The following is a 20,592-nucleotide window of genomic DNA, read 5'->3' on the forward strand; positions in this document are numbered from 1 at the left end:
CACCGGCTTCGTCGTCCCGAACAGCTGGTCGGCCTCGGGCGCCTTGTAGAACGCGCTCAGGGCGCCGAAGCTGGTGTGCACGTCCCCGGCGGCCGAGGCGATCTTCGCCCCGCCCGTCGAAATCGACTTGACCTTCTCGTCGAGCGTGCCCAGGTTGCCCGTGAAGACCGGCACCTCGGCCGGGTTCACCGGATTCTCGTCGCTCACTTGCCCTTGTCCTCCGGCTGGATGCCGAGCGCCTTGAGGTCCACGGACTTCGCCGCGTCCTGGGCGTTCTTCGCGGCGGTCAGGTCGCCGGCGATGTACTCGTTGACGGCCTTGACCGTGCCGGTCAGGCAGGCCTCGATGCGCTCCGACATCGACTTCAACTCGGCCTGCCGGCCTTCCAGGTACTGCGAGAGGGCGGCCGCGACCGGGCCCATCGCGCCGTGCGACAACGAGGGTGCGCCCACGGGCACCGGGCCCTGGACCTCGACCGTCGCATGCGATCCCGGCACCGCCGTACCGGCGGCCTGCGCTGCCGCCTGCATGTCCGTCACCAGGTTGTTCAGCGCCGTCGAGAGGTCGCCGGCGTGTCCGCCGACGATCTTCAACTGGCCCTGGACGCCCTGCGGCTGGATATCCCAGTCACCCGCCATGTCGAGCTCCCCCGTTGTCCGTGCCTACTGGATCGGCCCGTGTCAGCCGATGTTGTCGACCGCGGTCTTGGCGCGGGCGACCGTCTGCTGCGCGGTGCTGTCGTTCTCCTCGAGCGTCTTGCGCAGCAGCGAGATGATGTTGCGCACCTCCTGGGAGACGTTCTTCCAGCGCAGCTCCTTGGCGTGGTACTCCTCGGACACGCCGTCGGCCTGGAAGTCGCCCATGACGGCCTTCACCTGCGCGTCACGCGCGGTCATCACCTGCTCCAGCTGCCCGATCACGCCCTGGATGTTGCGCTGCGCCTCGGACGAAGCACCGTGGTCGTAGGAACGACGGTCCGAACCCCCGCCACCGGCCATGACAGATCACACTCCCCGTTGAAGAACCTGCTGAAGAACCCGTTGAAGAACCTGCAGAGGACCTTGCGGAGCGCACCCTGCAGAGAAGGAACCGACGACCCGGTCGCGGTCAGCGGGCGCCGAAGCGCGCCGCGTCGAAGCGCGCGGACGTCATGTTCGTCTTCGCGTTCTGGCCCTGCTCCTGGTCACCCTGGCCGAAGGCCTGCTCCATGCCCGACTGACCGCCCAGGATCGCCGACAGCGACGAGTTCAGCGCGTTCGCGATCTCGTCCGCCCGCGACTTGAAGCTGTCGAACATCTGCTTGCCCTGACCGTTGAACTTGCCCTCCAGCGGCTCCGCCGCCGCCACGAGCTGCTTGACCAGCGCACCCAGATCCTGGTTCGAGGTCTTCGACCCCGACATCAGCGTCTGCAGCGCCTGGTTCCCCATGTCGAACTTCATACCGCTCCCCCGTCCGCTCGACGAATCGTAAGTATGTCCATTTCTATCAACCTATATCCCGCCCGCAAGGTGCGGCCCCCGGCTTGTGACCAACGTATGACACACCACCAGGCGTGTTGCCGCCGGTCGCCGCCGAGGCCTTCACTCACCCTTCAAATGCCGCACCAGACGCTCGAATTCCGTCCACCCGGAGAGGTCGGACGGATCCCCGGGCATCGGGTAGTAGTAGGCCGGCCGGGCCTTCGGACCCAGTCTGACAGGCTCCGCCGACAGCGGCGTCCGGCGGGCGCGGTCGTCCGGGACGGCCCGGACCTCCTCCGCGCCGAGCACGAAGGCCAGCGGCACGCCGGGGCCCTCGAAGTACGCGGGCACCGCCAGGTCGCGGCGGGCGCGGCGCAGCTGGAGCAGCATCGACTTGAGCCGGTGGCGGGTCACCAGTGCCTCGGCCATCCGCGGCAGGACGTCCAGCGGCGGCTCCTCGCCGGGCCCGTAGCCGAAGGCGAGGGTCACCTCCTCCTCGACGCCGGACTTGGTGCGGGTGACCTTCAGCGTGGCCAGGCCGGGGCGTTCGGGGCCGCCGACGACGACGAACCAGGTGGGCTCGGGTGCACGGGAGTAGGCGAGGTCGGTGAGCCGGCCCGGGGACCACGGCAGGTTGGCGGGCTCGGCGCTGCCCCAGCCGGCCGGCGGCTCGCCGGTCAGTTCGCGCCAGACGGTCTCCAGGGCGCCGCCGAGGACGAGGCGGGCGGCGGCCGGGTGGGCGGTGCGGAAGGTGACGGCCAGCTGGAGGTCGCCGGTGGCGGAGACGTCCTGGTAGGAGGCGGCGACCGGGGTGCGCGGGTCGTCCTCGGTGCCCTCCGGGTTCACCACGGTGGCGAACATGCCCTCCTGCCAGCGCAGGACGGCGCCGGTGAGGCCGTCGTAGTAGCCGTCCCGCTCGTCCTGGACGACCCAGCGGGACGGCCAGCCGGGCAGGTTGCCGCGGACGGCGGGGGACAGCGTGGTGCCGGCCGGGGTGACGATCTGCAGGCCGCGGTTGGACTCGGCGGCGGCCCGGAAGGCGTCGGAGAGCCAGGCGGTCATGGCGACCACCGGGCGGTCCATGATGACCACGGCGACCTTCTCGGTCAGCACGTCGACGGCGGGCTGCGCGGCGGCCGGGGTGGGCGCGGCGGTGATCCCGGCGGTGTCGACGACGGCCAGCGAGCGGGTCGCCTCCCGCGGCCACGCGGTGCCGTCGGCGAGGTGGGCGACGCGGGCCGCGAAGGTGCCGGCGAGCTTCTCGGCGTCCGGCACGCCGGTGGTGGCGCGGGCCTCGGTCCACCAGTACGGCACGCGCGGCGGGGTCGCGCCCAGCAGCCGCTCGGCCTCGCCCGGGACCTGCACCAGCAGCGGCGCCTCGACCGAGACCAGCGGCCGGGCCTGCTCGTCGAGGAGCTGGACGACCGCGCCCTCGCCCGTCGTGTCCAGGAGCTTGTCGGGGCCGCCGGAGAGGAGGCCGGCGAGCACCGTCCAGGCGTCCGGCATCCGCGGGGTGAGGGCGATGACGTCCTTGGTCATGTCGTCGAGTCCTTCGGTTACTCGGGCGTGTACACGGTCTGGACCAGCCGGTTCGGCTGGCCCCGGCGGACGATGACGCCGCGCCCGGCGGGCTGCAGCGCGGCGTACACGCCGGGGAACAGCTGCCCCTCGCCGCGGTCGCCGGTCATCACCAGCGCCGAGGCGCCGGACTCGCGCAGGCCCTGCACGAGCGGCTCGTACATGCCGCGCGAGGCGCCCGCGACGCGGCGGGTCACGACGAAGTGCAGTCCGATGTCGGCGGCGGAGGGCAGGTACGGCAGGAACGGCGCGAGCGGGCTCTGGCCGGCGGTGGTGAGGACGTCGTAGTCGTCGACGAGCACCACGATCCGCGGGCCGCCGCCGCGCCAGCGGCCCGGCTCCAGGTCCTCCAGCGGCGCGTTCTCGTCCGGCAGCCGCTTCTCCAGCTCGCCCGCGACGGCGGCGGCGAGGCCGGCGCACATCCGGGCGTTGTAGGCGTAGCCGCCGTTGTACTCCTCGGGGATCACGCCGCGCAGGCTGCGGCGCGGGTCCATCACGGCGAACACGATCTCGTCCTCGCCGTGCCGCTCGATCAGCCCGCCGGCGACGGTCTTCAGCAGGTTGGACTTGCCGCACTCGCTGTCGCCGAGGACCAGCAGGTGCTGGTCGTGGTGGAACAGGTCGAGCAGGACGGGTGCGAGCGCCGCCTGGTCCAGGCCGATCGGCACCCGCCGCGGCTCGGCGACCGGGCCGGGCAGCAGGTGCGGCTCCAGGACGTGCGGCAGCACGCGGACCGGCTGGGCGAGCTCGCCGGTCCAGGTGGCGCGGACGGTCCTGGCGCTCTGCTCCAGGACGGTGCCGAGCTCGCCGTTGTCGGCGAGGCCGTCGATCCGGGGCAGCGCGACCTGGGCGAACAGCCGCCCGTCGGTCAGGACGCGGCCGGGCTCGTCGGCGGAGAGGGTCTCGGAGAGCTTGCGCTCGATGCTGGATTCGCTTGGGTCGTTGAGCCGCAGCTCGGCCCGGGTGCCGAAGTTCGACTGGGCGGCGATCCGCACGTCGTTCCAGCGGAGCATGCCCGCCACGACGTGGATGCCGTAGCCGCCGCCGCGCTTGAGGATGTCGAGGACGGCGTCGTCCAGCTCCTCGAAGTCGTCGCGCAGCGCGCCGAAGCCGTCGATGACCAGGACGATCTCGGCGGAGGCGAGCTCCGGCAGCCGGCCCGCGGCGTGCAGGCTGCGCAGCTGGTCGACGGAGTCGATGTTGTGGTCGCGGAAGAGGTCCTCGCGGGCGGTGAGCATCGCCCGGACCTCCTCGACCGTACGGGCCGCGCGCTCGCGGTCGGCCCGGCCCGCGATGCCGCCGACGTGCGGCAGGCCGGCCAGCGCCTGGAGGCCGCCGCCGACCAGGTCGAGGCCGTAGACGCCGACCTCCTGCGGGGTGTGGGTGAGCGCGAGCGACAGGACCAGGGTGCGCAGCAGGGTGGTCTTGCCGGACTGCGGGCCGCCGATGAAGGCGACGTGGCCGCCGGCGACGGTCAGGTCCAGGACCCAGTTGCCCTGCCACTGCCGGGTGGGGTCGTCGAGCAGGCCGAGCGGCACCTGGAGGCGTCCGCGCCGGCCGGTGAGCTGCATGCCGCGCGGGCCGACGTCGAGCGGGCCGGCGACGCTGTCGAGCGCGATCGCGGCGGGCAGCGGCGGCAGCCAGATCCGCCGGACCGGGGGTGCGGCGTTCTCCAGCTGGCCGACGACGACGCCGAGTTCGGTCGGGCCGGTGGTGCGGCGGCGGGCGGCCGGCTCGGGGCCGTCCTGGTCCTCGGCCTTGGCCGGGGTGTTGAAGGCGCCGTACTCCAGGGCGAGCGGGCCGGCGTCCTCGTCCCCGCGCTGGACCGGGCCGCGGTAGGCGCCGGAGACGTAGCTGGCCTTGAACCGCTCGTAGTGGCTGGTGTCGACCTTGAGGTAGCCGAAGCCGGGCAGCGGCGGGAGGTGGAAGGCGTCGGTGGTGTCGAGGACCGTGCGGGACTCGTCGGCGGAGAAGGTGCGCAGGCCGAGCCGGTAGGACAGGTAGGTGTCCAGGCCGCGCAGGCTGCCGCCCTCGATGCGCTGGCTGGAGAGCAGCAGGTGCACGCCGATGGAGCGGCCGATCCGGCCGATGGACAGGAAGAGGTCGATGAAGTCCGGCTTGGCGGTGAGGAGTTCGCCGAACTCGTCGATGACGACGAACAGGTGCGGCAGCGGTTCGAGGTCGGGCCGGCGCTCGGCCCGCAGGGCGGCGTAGGAGCCGATGTCGGCGACGTTCCCGGCGTCCTTGAGGACCTGCTGGCGGCGCTTGACCTCACCGGCGAGCGAGGCGTGCACGCGCTCGACCAGGCCGGCCTGGTTCTCCAGGTTGGTGATCACGCCGGCGACGTGCGGCAGGTTCGCGAACGGGGCGAAGGTCGCGCCGCCCTTGTAGTCGACGAGGACGAGCGAGAGGTCCTCCGGCGGGTGGGTGGCCACCAGGGCGAGCACCAGGCTGCGCAGCAGCTCGGACTTGCCGGAGCCGGTGGCGCCGACGCACAGGCCGTGCGGGCCCATGCCCAGCTCGGAGGACTCCTTGAGGTCGAGCAGCACCGGCTCGTGGCCGTCGCTGATGCCGATCGGCACCCGCAGGAAGGCGCGTTCGCCGCGCGGGGCCCACAGCCGGGCGAGGTCGAGGTGGGCGACGTCGTCGATGCCGAGCAGGCCGGCGAACTCGACCGGGCCGCTCAGCGGGGCGTCGCCGAGCGACTCGGCGGACAGCCGCAGCGGGGCGAGCATCCGGGCCAGGCCCTCGGCGAAGGAGGGGCCGACCTCGTCCACGGTGCCGTGGGCGCTGATCGGCTGCTCCTGGCGGAGGTCCTCGATGAGCACCTGGTCGCCCTCGACCGTGATCCGCACGCCGATCTGGCCGGGTTCCTGGACGCGCCGTTCCAGCAGGTGCAGGACGGTGACGCCCATCTCGCGCAGGCCGACCGCGTCGTCCGGGCGCGGCAGGTCGACGGCGTCCTCGCCGTGCCCGTCGGCCACGACGAGCAGCCGGGAGGTCATCGACAGCGCGTCGGAGCCGGACAGGCCGCGGCGGACCTCGGTCGCGTAGGAGGCGCGGCGGCGCAGTTCGGCGCCGATCTGGCGGGCCAGCTGCGGCATCGAGGGGGCGATGCGGCGGGCGGCGACCGGGCCGTCGTACTGGTCGGTGTCGAGCAGGTGGGGGAGCCACTTGGCCCACTCCCAGTCGGGGAGGCGCTCGCCGGGCACGGCCAGGGCGACGGCGACGTCGTCGGGCGCGTGCAGGGCGGCGCTCTGGGTGAGCAGGGCGCGGGCGACCCGCAGGCAGTCCTCGCGCGGGCCGATGACGCTGACGTCGCCGACGCGGTCGAGCGGCACGGTGAGCGGGAGTTCGGTGCCGGTGCGGAAGCGGGTGGTGAGCGCCGAGGCCTCGTTGAGCATGAAGCGGTCGGGCGGGGTCATCGCGGAGGAGGCCTGCTGGCCGATCCGCAGGTCGCGCACGGGCATCTCGCCGGTGCCGACGCGGACCCGCAGGAAGTCGCCGTCGACGCGGCGGCGCTCCCACAACCGGGCCGGGTCGCGGACGATGTCGTACAGGGCGCCGGGCGGCGGGTTGAGCACGTCGGCGTGGTCGCCGCGGGCGCGCTCCTCGGCGGCGAGCTCCTCGCGCAGGTCCTCCAGGTAGGTGAGGTAGGCCTCGCGCTGGGTGCGGCGGGTGCGCTGGGCCTTGCCGCGCTGGGAGAACAGCAGGCCGACCGAGCCCAGGACGGTGACCAGCAGGATGATGGCGCCGAGTCCCGCGAACTGGCTGTTGCGGACGACGGTCATCATGATGACCGAGGACATGACGCCGGCCATCGGCAGCAGCGACATCGCGATGTTGCCGGCCTTGCCCTCGGGCAGGTTGGGCGGGGCCTCGATGGTGCGGGCCTCGGGGGCGGCCGGCGGACGGACCGTCCGGGCCGGGCGGTGGATCAGTCGGGTACTCATCGTCAGTGGCGCTTCTGGGAGAGCTGGAAGACGTCGGCGGCGAGCCGGGTGGCGGTGCTCCGGGTGGCGCGGGCGAGCAGGTCGGTCCGGATGACGCCGCCGGCCGCGAGGTGGCGGTCGTACGGGAGCACGTGGACGGCCGTGCCGGTGGCGCGCAGGGTGCGCACGGCCGCCTCGACGTCGACGCCCGCGTGGGGGGTCAGTTCGGTGACGACGACGACCGTCCCGGCGATGACGTGCGCGGGCAGGGCGCGCATCCACTGCAGGACGGCGTGGGTGCTGGCGATGCCGTCGAGGGTGGCCGGGGTGGTGATGACCCGGGCCTGGGCGGCGGAGAGCGCGACGCGGGCGACCTCGTCGGGCAGGGTCTGGCAGTCGACGACGGTGACGCCGAAGTAGCGGCGCAGCGCGACCATGACGCGCTGGTAGCCGCGGGCGTCGAGCATCGCGCCGATCTGGCCCTGACTGCCCGGCAGGAGCCAGGAGTTGTTCTGCAGCTGGACCAGGTAGCCGGTGATGTCCAGCAGCGACATCTGCGGCTTGACGATCTCGGCGAGGTCGCTGGCGGTCCAGCGCAGCGTCTCGGTGCCCAGCCGGATCGGCAGCGAGCCGAGCGCGGTGTCGGCCTCGACGAACAGGACCGGGTCCTGGCGGTAGTGGGCGTAGGTGGTGCCGAGCAGGGCGGCGACCGTCGACTTGCCGGCGCCGCCGCGGATCGAGGTGACGGCGATCTGGCGGCCGGTGGTCACCGGCTGCTGGAGGCTCTCGGCGATCCGCGTGATCTCGGCGACCTCGCGGGAGGCGGAGGAGGAGACGTTCTTCCACACCGCGTGCGCGGCCCGGGTGGCGAACGGCTCGCCGCCGCGCGGCTTGCGGCCGAGCGCGGTCAGGCTGCCGTCGACGGTGGGGCGGGACTCCGGCGTCCGCTGGGTCGTCACCTGCGGCTGCTGCTCGTACGGCTGCTGCGGGTACGGCTGTCGGCCCTGCGGCGGCTGGTACTGCTGCGCGGCGGGGTCCTGCGGCGGCGCCTGGTCGTACGGCACCCGGTCCTGCGGCGGTCCCGCGGGCGCGGGGCGGGCCCCGTCGGCCGGCGGTGGGCCCCACGCGGAACCGTCGAGCTGGGCCCGCAGATCGCGCAGGACGTCGCCCTGCCAGTTCTCCCCGTTCGACATGACTTCCTCTGCCCCTCCAGATCCGACCTGCTGACGGGTGGCTCAGAACTTGCTGAGCAGTTGCCCGTACACCCCGAACACCCCGACGGCCAGCGGGAACAGCCCCACCATGCCGATCGACTCCACCAGGTCGGCCACCCGGCGCAGCCGCACCTGGGTGTGCTCCGGCGGCTGCACCGCCAGCGCGACCAGCGGCAGCACCGCCGCGACGCACAGCACGGCCAGTGCCCCTGCCCCGCCGCCGTGCCCGACCCACAGCACCACCAGGCGCACCGTGAGCACCGCGGCCGCGGCGAGCAGCGCCACGACCTCGGCGACCAGCGGGAACGCCCGTGCCCGGGACAGCAGCACCACGGCGACGAGCGACGGTAGCACCACCGTCCAGGCCGTCGGCTTCGCGGCCAGCGTCAGCAGCCAGCCCGCGGCGGCGGCCGACGTGGCGGTCGCGATCGTGGCGAGCGCGAGGCCGCGGTGCGTCGCCGCGAGCGCGGTGCCCACCGAGTGCCGGCTGACCGACGCGCCGGCCGAGCGGCGGTCGTCCAGCGCGGTCAGGCCCGAGGCCATCAGGGCGAGCCGCGGCAGGACGCCGAGCAGCACCACCGAGAACAGCGCCATCAGGGCGCCCACCCGGGCCGGTTCGGTGTGGACGGCGGCCACCGCCTCCCACACCGCGGTGATCACGGTGAGGGCGCCAGCGCCGATCAGGCCGCCGCGGCCGAGCGGCGAGAAGAAGCCGAGCATGACGACGGTCACGGCGAGCGCGCCCGCCACCGCGGCCAGCCGCACCGGCGGCCCCCAGTGGTAGGCGTCCGCCGCGGTCCACGCGCCGAGGATGCCGAGCCCGCCCGAGGCCAGCAGCAGCGCCGTGGCCAGGCCCCGGTTGCCCTCCCCGATCTTCGACACCAGCGCGCCGGCGGCCAGCAGCACGGCGGCCACCGCGAGCAGTCCGCCGGCCAGCGGGGCCAGCGGGAACTCGTGCCGGGCCAGCACGGCGGCCGTCACGGCGAACGCCACCGTCGCGACCCCGGCGCTGCCCCGGCGCGCGGCCGGGCGCCAGCGCCAGGCGCGCAGGTCCAGGTCGTCGGAGACGAGGTCGACGACGTCGTGCACGACCGGGGCGGGCGGGGCGGAGTGCGCGCGGACCAGCCGCAGGACGGCGCCGTCGGCCACGCCCGCGGAGTCCAGGGTGCTGTCGTGCGGCAGCGCCGAGCCGTCCGGGGTCACCAGCTGGCGGGTCATCGGGCGGTTCGCGGCCCGGTCGTCGAGCAGCTGCAGCACGTCCGGGAGCAACATGCCGATCGGTGTGTCGGAGGGCAGGACCACGTCGGCCCGGCGCCGCTCCCCGATCAGGGTCACCCTGCTGAGACGGGCCGGGGAAGTCGTTGCTGTGCTCACCACTTGCGGGAACCTATCATCGCGACCTTTGCGACCTCTCGGGCCGATGCTTCTACGAATGGGCCGGTTCGGGGGACTTCGCGGCCTTTGTCGGTGCGGCCTGCTGCGTCGACTGCGGCCCGGCCTTCGGCGCCGACTGCGGGGTCACCGCGTGGGCCGCCGACGGGGACACCGACGGCGTGGGCGGGCGCGACGGGTCCGGCGAGTCGTGGGGCACCTGGAACTGTTGCTGCTGCTTCTGCTGGTCGGCCTTCTGCTTGGCCAGCGTGGTCTGCAGGAACGACCACCCGACGCAGCCGGCGCACAGCACGGCCGCGATCGCGATCCCCGCGAACACCTTCCCGAACCGCTCGTCGGCCGTCCGCCGCACCCGCTGCGCGCCGAAGAGCAGCGCGTCGCGCATCCTGCGCCGACGCACCGCCACCGACTCCAGCAGCTGACTGTCGTAGTCCCGTGCCATTCGCCGCCCGCCGTCTCCCCCGTGTCTTGCCTGTGCAACATAAGGCATGGGTCGGGCCGAAGCACACCCCGTCGGTGGGGGGAAGAGGCGGGGGCTTCGGGGCGGGGGGAGGAGATGGGGGGAAGGGGGACGGGAGCTGTGGGGGATTGGGGGAGAGGGGGAGGCGGCGTCGGGCGGGGGTCGGAGTGGGGGTCGGAGTGGGGGCCGGAGAGGGGGCCGGAGAGGGGGAGACGGAGTCAGGCGAGGGCCGGTGTGGGGAGGGAGCCGGCGGCGGTCAGGTAGGTGTGGGTGTCGGGGAGGGTCTCCAGCAGGGTGCGCTGGTGGCGCTTGATGCGGGTGAACGCGTCGTCGGCGGTGCGGATCGCGTGCGGGTGGTGGGCGAGGGACGGGGGCGGGGCGGCGGTGTGCGGGGTGAGGGCGGTGAGGAGGGCGCGCAGCGGGAGCTCGTCGGGGGTGGGGGCGAGGCCGGCGGCGTGGGCGTCGAGGACCTGGCGCAGGTGGTCGGGGGCCGGGACGGGCGGCGTGTAGGGGGAGGTGAGCCGGCGGAGCCGGGCGAGGTCGAGGGCCTGCTCGTGCAGGGCGGCGGCGGTGGCGTCGAAGCGGGCGGCCGGGGTCGTGCGGCCGTCGCGGGAGGGGAGGTCGCGCACCAGCCGGTCGAGCAGGGCGAGGGTGTCGGCGTGGTCCTCGTCCAGGGGGTCGGCACTGGCGGCGGCGGTGCCGAGGGCCAGGCAGTTCCCGACCCAGCTGCGGCGCAGCCGGCCCGCGGGGGTGGCGGTGTGGGTGACGACGGCGCCGGCCGGGGCGCCGAGGATCCGTTCGGCCTCGGCGGCGCCGGTGCGCCCGCTCGCGTAGGCGAGGCCGGTGGTGCGGCGGCCGAGGAGGGTGCGGTGCCAGGTGTGGCCCTCGGGGCGGGTCGTGACGGCGGTGTAGGGCGCGACGCCGTGGCGGGCGCTGTCGTGGGGGAGCGTGACGGTGGCGAGCGTGTCGGCGACGAGGCCGTCGGCGGCGGGCCGGAACGGTTCGCCGAGGATGCCGGTGAGCAGGCGGGCGGCGCGGCCGGTGCAGTCGAGGAAGAGGTCGGCCTCCTCGCGGCCGCGGGTCGTGTGCAGCGCGGTGACCAGGCCCGCCGGGTCGCGTTCGGCGCCGAGGATCTCCGCGCTGTGCAGTCGTACCCCGCAGGTCTGGACGGCGGTGCGGCGCAGGAAGTGGGTGAGCATCGCGGTGTCGGCGTGCCAGCCGTGGGGGAAGGCGGTGCGGCCGTCGAGCCAGCGCGGTGACTTCCGGGCGTCGAGCAGCGGCGGGGTGACGAAGCACGCGTGGTCGACGGGTTCCAGGGTGTGGCCGGTGCTGCGGCGCAGCTGCCAGAAGTCGGTGAGCGGGAAGCCTTCGCAGCTGGGGGTGGCGCCGGGGTTGGGCAGGTAGACCGGGTCGGGGCGCCAGCCCCGGTACCGGGTGGCCGCGTTGAAGGAGGCGCAGCAGGCGCGCAGCCACGTGCTCTCGGGGGTGCCGAGCCGGTCGAGGAGGTCGCGCCGGAAGGCGGGGGCGAGCGCGGTGACCTGCGCGGTGGGGCGTTCGGCGGTCTCGACGACCGTCACGCGGACGGTGTCCTGGAAGGCGGAGGCCAGCCGGGCCGCGGCGATCCAGGCGGTGAGCGTGCCGCCCGCGATGACGATGCGGTCGACGGGGGCGGGCGTGCGGGCGTCGAGGGTCATGGCGGGAGCGTCCAACGGCCGTGTATGGCGGGCCTATCGGGGATCTGTACCAGTGCTGCAAGACGGAGCGGAGGGCGGGTACAGACGGCGGTTCCAGTCTGTTGGTGCGGGGCCGGGGACGGCCCGACGCCACCGACGGAACGGAAACGAGGGAACGATGTTCGAGGAACTGAAGGTCGAGCACCCGCTGGACGTCCTGACCGAGATCGAGCGCAGCGCGGCCCTGGACCAGGACCTGCTGCTGCAGGACGGGGGGACGCCGTGGGCCGAGCTGCTGGCGGACTACGTCGACGCGCTGAGCGAACTGGCCGTGCGGGGCACCGCGGAGAACGGGTACATCGCGACCTACGGGCTGGACGAGGGCCACGCCGGTGGGTGCGGTTGAGGGCGGGCCGGCGGCCTGGTCCGGCGGCCTGACCCGGCGGCGGGAGCCTCGGGGTCAGGCCGCCAGGACGGCGGCGCGGCCGAGCCGGCCGAGGAGGCCGACGAGGGCCGGCATCCGGTAGCGGGCGGGGCGGTCGGCGCCGGAGCCGGGCTCCAGGAGCCGGGCGTCGCAGAGCCGCTCCAGGACGTCCTCGGCGTCGTCGAGGGGCAGGTCGAGCAGGGCCGCCGCGTCCGCCGCGGTGAGCGCGGCGAGGCCGGCGGCGGCCAGGACGGCGAGGGCGCGCGCGGCCGGGGCGTCGAGCGCGGCCAGGGCGGGGCGCAGCGCGGTGGTGATGTCCAGGCTGCCGATGCGCAGTTCGCCGAGCCGGCGTTCGGCGGGGGCCAGCCGGTCGGCGAGCCGGGCCGGGCGCCAGTGCGGGCGGTCGGCGAGGCGGGCGGCGGCGATCCGCAGGGCGAGCGGGAGGCGGTCGCAGTACTCGGCGATCCGGGCGGTGGACTCCGGGTCGGCGGCGAGGCGTTCGGGGCCGGCGATCGAGGCGAGCAGGCGGGCGGCCTCGGCGGGGCTCATCGGGCCGAGCCGCACCAGCCGGGCGCCCTCCAGGGCGGCGAGGTCCGGGCGCAGGCCGGTGACCAGGGTGCGGGTGGCGCCGCCGCCGGGCAGCAGCGGGCGGACCTGGGCGTCGTCGGCGGCATTGTCGAGCAGGACGAGCATCCGGCGGCCGGCCAGCAGGGTGCGGTAGCGCTGGGCGCGTTCGTCGAGGCCGTCGGGGACGTGGGCGGGCGCGGTGCCGAGGGCGCGCAGGAACCAGCCGAGGACCTGCCGGGGGCTGCGCGGGGTGCCGTCGGCGTCGCGCAGGTCGGCGTGGAGCTGGCCGTCGGGGAAGGCGTCGCGGGCGTGTTCGGCGGCGTACAGGGCGAGGGCGGACTTGCCGGTGCCGGGGGCGCCGGTGACGGTGACGTCCCTTCCGTCGTGCAACGCGTCGAGGACGAGCCGGAGTTCGGTCTCGCGGCCGGTGAAGTCGCGGGGCGCGGCGGGGAGCAGCGCCGGGCGGGCGACGGGCTCGGCGGTCGGCTCACCGACGGGTTCCGTGGCCCGCTCCGCGACGGTTTCGGCGGTCGGCTCCGCGACGGGTCCGGCGGCGACGGGCCTTTCGGCGGGCGCGGCCGGGGCGGCGGCGACGGCGACGGCCGCCCGCTCGGGCGCGGCCGGTCCGGCCAGGGTGCCGGTGAGGATCTCCTGGTGCAGGGCCCGCAGTTCGGGGCCGGGGTCGATGCCGAGCTCGTCGGCGAGCAGCCGCCGCGCCTCCTCGTACTGGGCGAGCGCGTCCGCCTGCCGTCCGGCCCGGAACAGCGCCGTCATCAGCTGGGCGCGGGCCCGCTCCCGGACGGGGTGGCCGGTGACGTGTCGGGTGAGGCCGGGCAGCAGTTCGTCGTGCCGGCCGAGCGCCAGGGCGGCCTCGGCGTGCTGCTCGACGGCGGCGAGGTGGGCCTCGGCCAGCCGGGGGCCCTCGGCGGCGGCCAGGTGCTCGGTGACGTCGGCGAGGGCCGGGCCGCGCCAGAGCGCGAGCGCGTCGGCGAGGCGGCGTTCGGCCTCGGCGTAGCGGGCGGCCCGCAGGTCGGCGCGGCCGGCGTCGGCGAGTTCGCGGAAGCGGTCCCAGTCGACGGTGGTGCCGTCGGTGTCCATCCGGTAGCCGGCGCCGTGGCGGTGCAGGCCGTGGCCGGCGCCGAGCCGGGTGCGCAGCCGGGAGACGTAGGTGTAGAGCTGGTTGGTGCTGGTCGCGGGCGGCTCCCAGCCCCACAGCAGGGTGGTGAGCCGCTCGTCGGGGACGACGCGGCCGCGGGCGAGCAGCAGGGCGGCCAGCGCGGTGCGCTGCTTGGCGCCGTCGAGCTCGACCGGGCGGCCGTCGACCGCGGCCGACACCGGCCCGAGAAGCGTGAAGTCCATGCCGGCCCCCGACCGTCCAGGGCCCGCGAACGCCCGCGGGCCGACCTGGGCGAAACGCTATTGACCTGCGGTTGTATCCGGCTGTTCGGTCGCTCTCGGATCGATTTCGACGGATCGAAAGCGCTTTGAAAGCGCCCCAAAACGCGGTCTCCGTAGCGTTCGTGTCGTACCGCAGGACACCGGGTCAGGCGGACGAACGAGAGGTCCTGGAGGCCACCGTGAACAGCGCTCTTCTCTCCGCCCGCAAGACCGCGCACACCGCGGTGGTCGCTCCGCTCGGCAGGCTCGCGGCGAGCGCGGCCGTGCTCCTCGTCGCGGTCGGCGGGGTGGCGGCCGGCCAGGGCAGCGCGGTCGCGGCGGACTCCTCGAACGCCTCGGTGCAGGCCGCCGCCATCAGCACCCACCCGGTCGGCTACACCCTGAAGAAGGACGACCCGTGGACCTGATCCCGCCGAGCGCCCGGACCGTCAGGGCTGCACGAGTTCGAACAGCCGCCCCGAGTCGACCGGTCCGCCGTCCGCGATCGCCACCATGAGCCGGTCGATCCGCTCCGACCAGCCGCCCGCGCCGACCTCGGCGAAGAGGCCCGACGCGGCCCGCAGCATCGCCACCGCGCCGTCGCGGTCCCCGCGCAGCGCCTGCACGCAGCCCAGCACCGCACCCGCCCTGGCCTGGAGGAACGTGTCCGGCACCGCCTCCGCGGCCTGGAGCGCGCTGCGCAGCACCGGCTCCGCCTCCTCGCCCCGGCCCTGGCACCACAGGGCCTCGCCCAGCGCCCTCAGCACGTGCGTCTCGCCGCGCCGGTCCCCGCTGCCGAGCACCAGCTCCAGCGCGCGCCGGCAGGCCTCCTCGGCCCGGACCCCGTCGCCCGCGCGGATCAGCGCCTCCGCCAGCCGGACGGTGCTCTGCGCCTCGCCCCGCACGGTGCCGAGCCCCCGGCTGCGCGCCACCGCCTCCGACGACAGCACCAGACTCGCCTGCGCGTCCCCGCGCTCCAGCTCGATCTGCGCCAGCAGGCCCAGCACATGGGCCTCGGCGTAGCGGTCACCGCCCCTGCGGAAGATCTCCAGGGAGCGGCGGCCGGTCTCCACGGCCCGGTCCAGGTCGCCGCGCTGGCGTTCGCACAGCGCCAGGTTGCGCAGGACCAGGGCGCGGCCCTGGTCCTGGCCCTGCTCCTCGAACAGGCGCAGGGCCAGGCCGAGCCGCCGGTAGGCGCTGTCGTGCTCGTACTGGACGATCTCCAGGGTGCCGAGCGAGTGCAGCATCGCCGCCTCGGCGAGGGCGTCGCCGGTGCGGTGGGCGGTGGCGAGCGCGGCCTCGGCGCCCTCGCGCCAGTCCTCCAGGTAGTTGCGGTTCTGGTAGAGGGTGACGGTGGTCATCACCAGGTCCCAGGCGTAGCCGGACTCGTCGTCGCGGGCGGCCTGCTGGATCAGTCCGTTGATCGCGGCGCGCTCGGCCTCGAACCACTCCATCGGGTCCTCGACCAGGTCGTCGGTGAGGTGGCGGGGCAGCGGGTGCAGCGGCGCGGTGCCCGGCACCACGGTGAAGTCGCCCCCGTAGACCCGGCGGTGGGCCTCCTTGGCGAGGCCCAGCCACACCGCGCAGGCCCGCCGCAGGGCCTGCCTCAGGTCACCTTCTCCGTCCTCGGCAAGCGCGCACTCGCGAGCGAAGAGGCGGAGGAGGTCCTGGAAGCGGTAGCGGACGTGGCCCGCGCTGGCGCTGAGCGGCTCCAGCAGCTGGGCGTCGACGAGCTGCTCGATGAGGTCCTCGGCGTCGACCGGGTCGATGTCGAGCACGGCGGCGCCGGCCCAGGCCGAGAACTCGGTGACGTTGAGCGAGCCGAGCAGCCGGAACATCCGGGCCGCCCCGGCCGGCAGGTCGCGGTAGCTGAGCCGGAAGCCGGCCCGCACGCCGCGGGCGTCCAGGCTGAGTTCGTCCAGCCGCCGGCGCTGGTCCTCCAGCCGGGCGACGAGGGTGCGCACCGTCCAGTGCGGTTTGGCGGCCAGGCGGGCGGCGGCGATCCGCAGGGCGAGCGGCAGGCGGTCGCACAGTTCGCTGAGCCGGGCCGCGCCGGCCGGGTCGGCGGCGAAGCGCTCGGCGCCGGCCACCCGGGACAGCAGCGCGACGGCCTCGTCCTCGCCGAGCGAGGGCAGGTGCAGCGGGACGAGCGCGTAGTCGCCGGCGAGCCGGCTGCTCAGGCTGTCGCGGCTGGTGACGAGCACGCAGCAGGTCGAACTGCCGGGCAGCAGCGGGCGGATCTGCTCGAAGGAGCGGGCGTTGTCGAGCACGATCAGCACCCGCCGGTCGTACAGGACGCTGCGGAACAGCGCGGTGCGCTCGGTCGGGTCGGCCGGGACCTGCGGCCCCGGCACGCCGAGGGCGCGCAGGAAGCGGTCGAGGACGGCGGACGGGCGGCGCGGCTCCTCCTCCTCGTCGTAGCCGCGCAGGTCGGCGAAGAGCTGGCCGTCCGGGAAGCGCGCGGCGACCTGGTGGGACCAGTGGACGGCGAGCGCGGTCTTGCCGACGCCGCCGGTGCCGATGATCGAGCCGACCGGCAGCGAAGCGCCGCCCTGGTGCTCCAGCAGCCGGTCCAGCGCGGCGAGTTCCTGGTGGCGGCCGGTGAACGCGGCGGGCACCGGCGGCAGGTGGGCGGGCACGGCCAGGGCCGGCGCCGCCGCGGGCGTCGTGGGCAGGGTGAGTTCGGGGGCGTCGTTGAGGATGTCCTCGTGCAGTTCCTGGAGCGTCGGCCCGGGGTCGATGCCGAGCTCGTCGGCGAGCAGCCGGGCGCCGTCGCGGTAGGCCTCCAGGGCCTCGGCGCGCCGGCCGGCCCGGTAGTGGGCGAGCATCAGGTGCGCCAGGGACTGCTCGCGCAGCGGGTGCTCGCGGACGAACGCGGTGAGGTCGCCGATGAGTTCGCGGTGCTCGCCGAGCTCCAGGCGCAGCGCGCTGAGCTGCTCGTGGACGTCCAGCCGCAGTTCGGACAGCCGGGCGGCCTCGGCCTCGACGGCGTCGGCGGTGATGCCGGCCAGGGCGGGGCCGCGCCACATCGCGAGGGCGTCCTCGTAGTGGGCGCGGGCCTCCTCGGCGCGCCCGCGCCGGGCGGCCTCCCGGCCCTCGGCGGCGCGCTCCTCGAACTCGACGGCGTCGATGCGGTGTTCGCCGGGGTGCAGCAGGTAGCCGGGGTGGCTGGTGACGATCAGGTCGTCGATGCCGATGGCGGTCTTGAGGGTCTTGCGCAGGCCGGAGACGCAGATGGCGATCTGGTTGCGGGCGGTGGCGGGCGGGCTGCCGTTCCAGACCGCGTCGGCCAGGGTGTCGACGGAGACCACCCGGCCGGGCGCGAGCAGCAGCATGGACATCACGGTGCGCTGGCGGGCGCCCTGGAGGGCGACCGGCCGTCCGTCGGCGCTGATGTCCAGCGGCCCCAGGATCCGGAACACCACCTGAAGCACGGCTGCCCTCCTCCACTCGGCCGCCGCCACATCCGGAATGGCCCCGACCTCTTCACTCTGAGTTACAGGTCGTCGGCGCGGGGCCGCAACGCGGACGGCAGCAAGCTGCCAGCGTTCAGCGGTGCGCGGCCCAGGAGGCGGGCGGGAGCACGCCGCCCGCCTCCCAACGGGCGGGCGGGGCCGGGTCGGCGGGGTCCCGCGCGGGCGCGCGGGTGCTCAGCAGGACGGCGATCGCGGCGAGCTCCTCCGCGGTGGGGCTGCCGCTGATGACCCGGAACAGGGCGGGCCCGAGCGGGCCTTCGAGCACGGACGCGGTCTCGCCGGGCATGACGCTCACTCCTTCGCTTACACCGGGGGGTTGCCGTGCTTGCGGGCCGGTCCGACGGCGTGCTTGGTCCGCAGCATGGCGAGGGCGTGGATCAGGGTGGCGCGGGTTTCGGCGGGATCGATCACGTCGTCGATCAGGCCGCGCTCGGCCGCGTAGTACGGGTGCATCAGCTCGGCCCGGTACTCCTTGACGAGCTGCCGGCGCATCGTCACCGGGTCGTCGGAGTCGGCGATCCGGCGCCGGAAGACGACGTTGGCCGCCCCCTCGGCCCCCATGACGGCGATCTCGTTCGAGGGCCAGGCGTAGGTGAGGTCGGCGCCGATCGACTGGGAGTCCATGACGATGTAGGCGCCGCCGTACGCCTTGCGCAGGATCAGCGAGATGCGCGGGACGGTGGCGTTGCAGTAGGCGTACAGCAGCTTGGCGCCATGCCGGATGACGCCGCCGTGCTCCTGGTCGACGCCGGGCAGGAAGCCGGGCACGTCGACCAGGGTGACCAGCGGGATCGAGAAGGCGTCGCAGAGCTGGACGAAGCGGGCGGCCTTCTCGCTCGCGCTGATGTCGAGGACGCCGGCCAGCCGCAGCGGCTGGCTCGCGACGATGCCGACCACCTGGCCGCCGAGCCGGGCCAGGGTCGTGATGACGTTGGTGGCCCACCGCTCGTGGACCTCCATGTGCTCGCCGTCGTCGACGAGCTCCTCGATCACCGCGCGCATGTCGTACGGGCGGTTGCCGTCGACGGGGACGAGCTCCAGCAGGCGGTCGTTGCGCCGCTCGGCCGGGTCGCCGGCGGGTGTGGCGGGCGGGGTCTCGCGGTTGTTCTGCGGCAGCAGGGAGAGCAGGTAGCGGACCTCGGCGAGGCAGGTCTCCTCGTCGTCGTACGCGAAGTGCGCGACGCCGCTGGTGCCGGCGTGGACGTCGGCGCCGCCGAGGCCGTTCTGGGTGATCTCCTCGCCGGTGACGGCGCGGACGACGTCCGGGCCGGTGATGAACATCTGCGAGGTCTCGCGGACCATGAAGACGAAGTCGGTCAGCGCGGGCGAGTACGCCGCGCCGCCCGCGCACGGTCCGAGCATCACCGAGATCTGCGGGATGACGCCGCTCGCCCGGGTGTTGCGCTGGAAGATGCCGCCGTAGCCGGCGAGGGCGGTCACGCCCTCCTGGATGCGGGCGCCGGCGCCGTCGTTGAGCGAGACGAGCGGCGCGCCCGCGGCCAGGGCCATGTCCATGATCTTGTGGATCTTCTGCGCGTGGGCCTCGCCCAGGGCGCCGCCGAAGATCCGGAAGTCGTGCGCGTAGACGAAGACCGTCCGGCCGTGGACGGTGCCCCAGCCGGTGATCACGCCGTCCGTGTACGGGCGCCTGGCCTCCAGGCCGAAACCCGTGGCGCGGTGCCGGCGCAGCGGCTCGACCTCGTGGAAGGAGCCCTCGTCCAGGAGCAGGTCGATGCGCTCGCGGGCGGTCAGCTTGCCCTTCGCGTGCTGGGCCTCGGTGGCCTTCTCGCTCGGCCCGTGCCGGACGTCCCGGCGGATCAGGTCGAGTTCGGCGACCCGGGCGGCCATGGTCATGAGGGGGGCTCCTTGGGTACGCCCGCGTCAGCGGGGGCGGAGGGCTAGCGGAGGGCTAGGTGCTCGCACAGGGCGAGGAGGGCGCGCCGGGCCGGGAGGTCGGGCAGGGTGTCCAGCGCGGTCCGGGCCCGGTCGAGGCGGCGGTGCATCACGGCCTCGGTCTCGGCGAGCGCGTCGGAGCGCTCGAACAGTTCCAGTGCGCGCGGCACGTCGGCGGCGGGCACGGGACCGGCCGCGAGCAGGGCGCGCAGTTCGGCATCGGCCGGGTCGGCGCCCTCGCGGGCGAGCAGGACGGGCAGGCTCGGCACGCCGGCGAGCAGGTCGGTGCCGCGCGGTTTGCCGCTGAGCTCGGCCGGCCGGCGCAGGTCCAGCAGGTCGTCGGCGACCTGGAAGGCGATGCCGAGCTGCTCCCCGTACTCGGTGAGCGCGGCGGCGGCGGAGGCGGGCGCGCCGGCCTGGACGGCGCCGATCGCCAGCGACATCGACAGCAGGGCGGCGGTCTTGCCGGCCGCCACGTGGAAGTAGTGGGTCACCGGGTCCACGTCGGGGCCGGGGCCGGTGAGTTCGCGCAGCTGGCCGGAGACCAGGCGCCCGGCGGTGCGGGCGTTCAGGTGGACGGCGGCCGGGCCGAGGTCGGCGGCGAGCTGGGCGGCGCGGGCGAGCAGCCAGTCGCCGCTGAGCACGGCGGCGCGCTCGCCCCAGCGGGCGTGCACGCTCGGGATGCCGCGCCGGGTGGCGGCGCCGTCCATGACGTCGTCGTGGCACAGCGAGGCGAGGTGGACGAGCTCGGCGATCGCGGCCGCCTGCGGGACGCCCGGCGCCCACGGGTCGCCGAACTCCGCGCCGAGCAGCACCAGCAGCGGGCGCAGCCGCTTGCCGCCGGCGGCGGCGAGGTGGCCGGTGAGGGGCCCGATGCGCGGGTCCAGGGCGTCGTGGGCGCTGGCCTGGAGCCACTCCTCGGCCCCGGCCAGTGCCGCGCGCAGCCGGTTCTCGAACTCGGGTTCGGCGAGTTCGAGCCGATCGAGCAGCTCGGCGGCGGACGGTTCCGGGGTGGTGCCCGGGCCGGTGACGGCCACGGCTTCGTACGTCTGTCCGGCCGTCATGCGGAAACCTCCTCCGCGGCCGCGCCGCGCTGGATTCAAGGGATCGTGCGCCAGCTTCGAACGGGTGCGCACCGGTGTTCA

At 74.9% G+C, this 20,592-nt stretch carries 16 protein-coding genes and 1 pseudogene; 2 read left to right on the forward strand and 15 right to left on the reverse strand.

Going from position 1 to position 20,592, the window contains the following annotated elements; all coding sequences use genetic code 11:
- The 10 genes and pseudogenes from ACFV4G_RS05420 to ACFV4G_RS05465 form a co-directional block, all read right to left on the reverse strand.
- A partial coding sequence (locus tag ACFV4G_RS05420) for a hypothetical protein (protein WP_380436715.1) occupies nt 1-207 on the reverse strand: 207 nt, incomplete at its 3' end.
- Nucleotides 204-638 carry a DUF6507 family protein gene (locus tag ACFV4G_RS05425; RefSeq protein ID WP_380436717.1) on the reverse strand — a complete coding sequence of 145 codons (435 nt, stop codon included), beginning with the start codon at nt 636-638 and terminating at the stop codon, nt 204-206. The genes ACFV4G_RS05420 and ACFV4G_RS05425, both read right to left, overlap by 4 nt.
- A gap of 42 nt (nt 639-680) precedes the next feature.
- On the reverse strand, nt 681-998 hold the full coding sequence (locus ACFV4G_RS05430) for a pore-forming ESAT-6 family protein (RefSeq protein WP_380436719.1): 318 nt from the start codon (nt 996-998) through the stop codon (nt 681-683).
- A 109-nt stretch (nt 999-1,107) separates the two neighbouring features.
- On the reverse strand, nt 1,108-1,440 hold the full coding sequence (locus ACFV4G_RS05435; protein WP_380436721.1) for a hypothetical protein: 333 nt from the start codon (nt 1,438-1,440) through the stop codon (nt 1,108-1,110).
- Between the two features lie 141 nt (nt 1,441-1,581).
- Nucleotides 1,582-3,000 carry a DUF6177 family protein gene (locus tag ACFV4G_RS05440; protein WP_380436723.1) on the reverse strand — a complete coding sequence of 473 codons (1,419 nt, stop codon included), beginning with the start codon at nt 2,998-3,000 and terminating at the stop codon, nt 1,582-1,584.
- Nucleotides 3,001-3,017: 17 nt separating this feature from the next.
- Nucleotides 3,018-6,992: a type VII secretion protein EccCa gene (gene eccCa, locus ACFV4G_RS05445; protein WP_380436726.1), complete on the reverse strand. Its 3,975-nt coding sequence runs from the start codon at nt 6,990-6,992 to the stop codon at nt 3,018-3,020.
- 2 nt (nt 6,993-6,994) lie between these two features.
- Nucleotides 6,995-8,164, reverse strand: a complete 1,170-nt coding sequence (locus ACFV4G_RS05450; protein WP_380436728.1) for a MinD/ParA family protein — start codon at nt 8,162-8,164, stop codon at nt 6,995-6,997.
- A gap of 42 nt (nt 8,165-8,206) precedes the next feature.
- Nucleotides 8,207-9,562 (reverse strand): type VII secretion integral membrane protein EccD, encoded by a 1,356-nt coding sequence (gene eccD / locus ACFV4G_RS05455; protein ID WP_380436730.1) that lies wholly within the window; start codon nt 9,560-9,562, stop codon nt 8,207-8,209.
- A 169-nt stretch (nt 9,563-9,731) separates the two neighbouring features.
- Nucleotides 9,732-10,019: pseudogene (locus ACFV4G_RS05460) on the reverse strand (hypothetical protein); the annotation flags it as partial.
- 236 nt (nt 10,020-10,255) lie between these two features.
- Entirely contained in the window at nt 10,256-11,731 is a 1,476-nt protein-coding gene (locus ACFV4G_RS05465) for a tryptophan 7-halogenase (RefSeq protein WP_380436732.1), read from the reverse strand.
- A gap of 157 nt (nt 11,732-11,888) precedes the next feature.
- Here ACFV4G_RS05465 and ACFV4G_RS05470 point away from each other — a divergent pair, with 157 nt between their 5' ends.
- A complete protein-coding gene (locus ACFV4G_RS05470; protein ID WP_359973862.1) occupies nt 11,889-12,116 on the forward strand; it encodes a DUF6269 family protein in 228 nt (75 codons plus the stop codon).
- 54 nt (nt 12,117-12,170) lie between these two features.
- On the opposite strand, the gene ACFV4G_RS05475 is transcribed toward ACFV4G_RS05470, so the two are convergent.
- A complete protein-coding gene (locus ACFV4G_RS05475; RefSeq protein ID WP_380436735.1) occupies nt 12,171-14,060 on the reverse strand; it encodes a BTAD domain-containing putative transcriptional regulator in 1,890 nt (629 codons plus the stop codon).
- Nucleotides 14,061-14,278: 218 nt separating this feature from the next.
- Here ACFV4G_RS05475 and ACFV4G_RS05480 point away from each other — a divergent pair, with 218 nt between their 5' ends.
- The gene (locus tag ACFV4G_RS05480) at nt 14,279-14,506 is read left to right on the forward strand and encodes a hypothetical protein (protein ID WP_380436737.1); all 228 of its coding nucleotides are present in this window, start codon (nt 14,279-14,281) and stop codon (nt 14,504-14,506) included.
- 21 nt (nt 14,507-14,527) lie between these two features.
- Here ACFV4G_RS05480 and ACFV4G_RS05485 read toward each other — a convergent pair whose 3' ends face one another.
- From ACFV4G_RS05485 to ACFV4G_RS05500, 4 genes are all read right to left on the reverse strand, one after another.
- Nucleotides 14,528-17,512, reverse strand: a complete 2,985-nt coding sequence (locus ACFV4G_RS05485) for a BTAD domain-containing putative transcriptional regulator (protein ID WP_380436739.1) — start codon at nt 17,510-17,512, stop codon at nt 14,528-14,530.
- 115 nt (nt 17,513-17,627) lie between these two features.
- Nucleotides 17,628-17,840: an acyl-CoA carboxylase epsilon subunit gene (locus ACFV4G_RS05490; RefSeq protein WP_380436741.1), complete on the reverse strand. Its 213-nt coding sequence runs from the start codon at nt 17,838-17,840 to the stop codon at nt 17,628-17,630.
- Between the two features lie 17 nt (nt 17,841-17,857).
- Entirely contained in the window at nt 17,858-19,402 is a 1,545-nt protein-coding gene (locus ACFV4G_RS05495; protein ID WP_380436917.1) for an acyl-CoA carboxylase subunit beta, read from the reverse strand.
- Nucleotides 19,403-19,452: 50 nt separating this feature from the next.
- Nucleotides 19,453-20,511 carry a polyprenyl synthetase family protein gene (locus ACFV4G_RS05500; RefSeq protein WP_380436744.1) on the reverse strand — a complete coding sequence of 353 codons (1,059 nt, stop codon included), beginning with the start codon at nt 20,509-20,511 and terminating at the stop codon, nt 19,453-19,455.
- Nucleotides 20,512-20,592: the final 81 nt, after the last annotated feature.

Origin of the sequence: Kitasatospora sp. NPDC059747 (assembly GCF_042732955.1) — a bacterium.
Classification (GTDB): domain Bacteria; phylum Actinomycetota; class Actinomycetes; order Streptomycetales; family Streptomycetaceae; genus Kitasatospora.

Coding starts and splice junctions, on each gene's coding strand:
- ACFV4G_RS05440 (WP_380436723.1), bottom strand. CDS start 3,000: ATGACCAAGGACGTCATCGCCCTCACCCCGCGGATGCCGGACGCCTGG.
- ACFV4G_RS05430 (WP_380436719.1), bottom strand. CDS start 998: ATGGCCGGTGGCGGGGGTTCGGACCGTCGTTCCTACGACCACGGTGCT.
- eccCa (WP_380436726.1), bottom strand. CDS start 6,992: ATGAGTACCCGACTGATCCACCGCCCGGCCCGGACGGTCCGTCCGCCG.
- ACFV4G_RS05450 (WP_380436728.1), bottom strand. CDS start 8,164: ATGTCGAACGGGGAGAACTGGCAGGGCGACGTCCTGCGCGATCTGCGG.
- ACFV4G_RS05470 (WP_359973862.1), top strand. CDS start 11,889: ATGTTCGAGGAACTGAAGGTCGAGCACCCGCTGGACGTCCTGACCGAG.
- ACFV4G_RS05495 (WP_380436917.1), bottom strand. CDS start 19,402: ATGGCCGCCCGGGTCGCCGAACTCGACCTGATCCGCCGGGACGTCCGG.
- ACFV4G_RS05500 (WP_380436744.1), bottom strand. CDS start 20,511: ATGACGGCCGGACAGACGTACGAAGCCGTGGCCGTCACCGGCCCGGGC.
- ACFV4G_RS05425 (WP_380436717.1), bottom strand. CDS start 638: ATGGCGGGTGACTGGGATATCCAGCCGCAGGGCGTCCAGGGCCAGTTG.
- ACFV4G_RS05465 (WP_380436732.1), bottom strand. CDS start 11,731: ATGACCCTCGACGCCCGCACGCCCGCCCCCGTCGACCGCATCGTCATC.
- ACFV4G_RS05435 (WP_380436721.1), bottom strand. CDS start 1,440: ATGAAGTTCGACATGGGGAACCAGGCGCTGCAGACGCTGATGTCGGGG.
- ACFV4G_RS05490 (WP_380436741.1), bottom strand. CDS start 17,840: ATGCCCGGCGAGACCGCGTCCGTGCTCGAAGGCCCGCTCGGGCCCGCC.
- ACFV4G_RS05475 (WP_380436735.1), bottom strand. CDS start 14,060: ATGGACTTCACGCTTCTCGGGCCGGTGTCGGCCGCGGTCGACGGCCGC.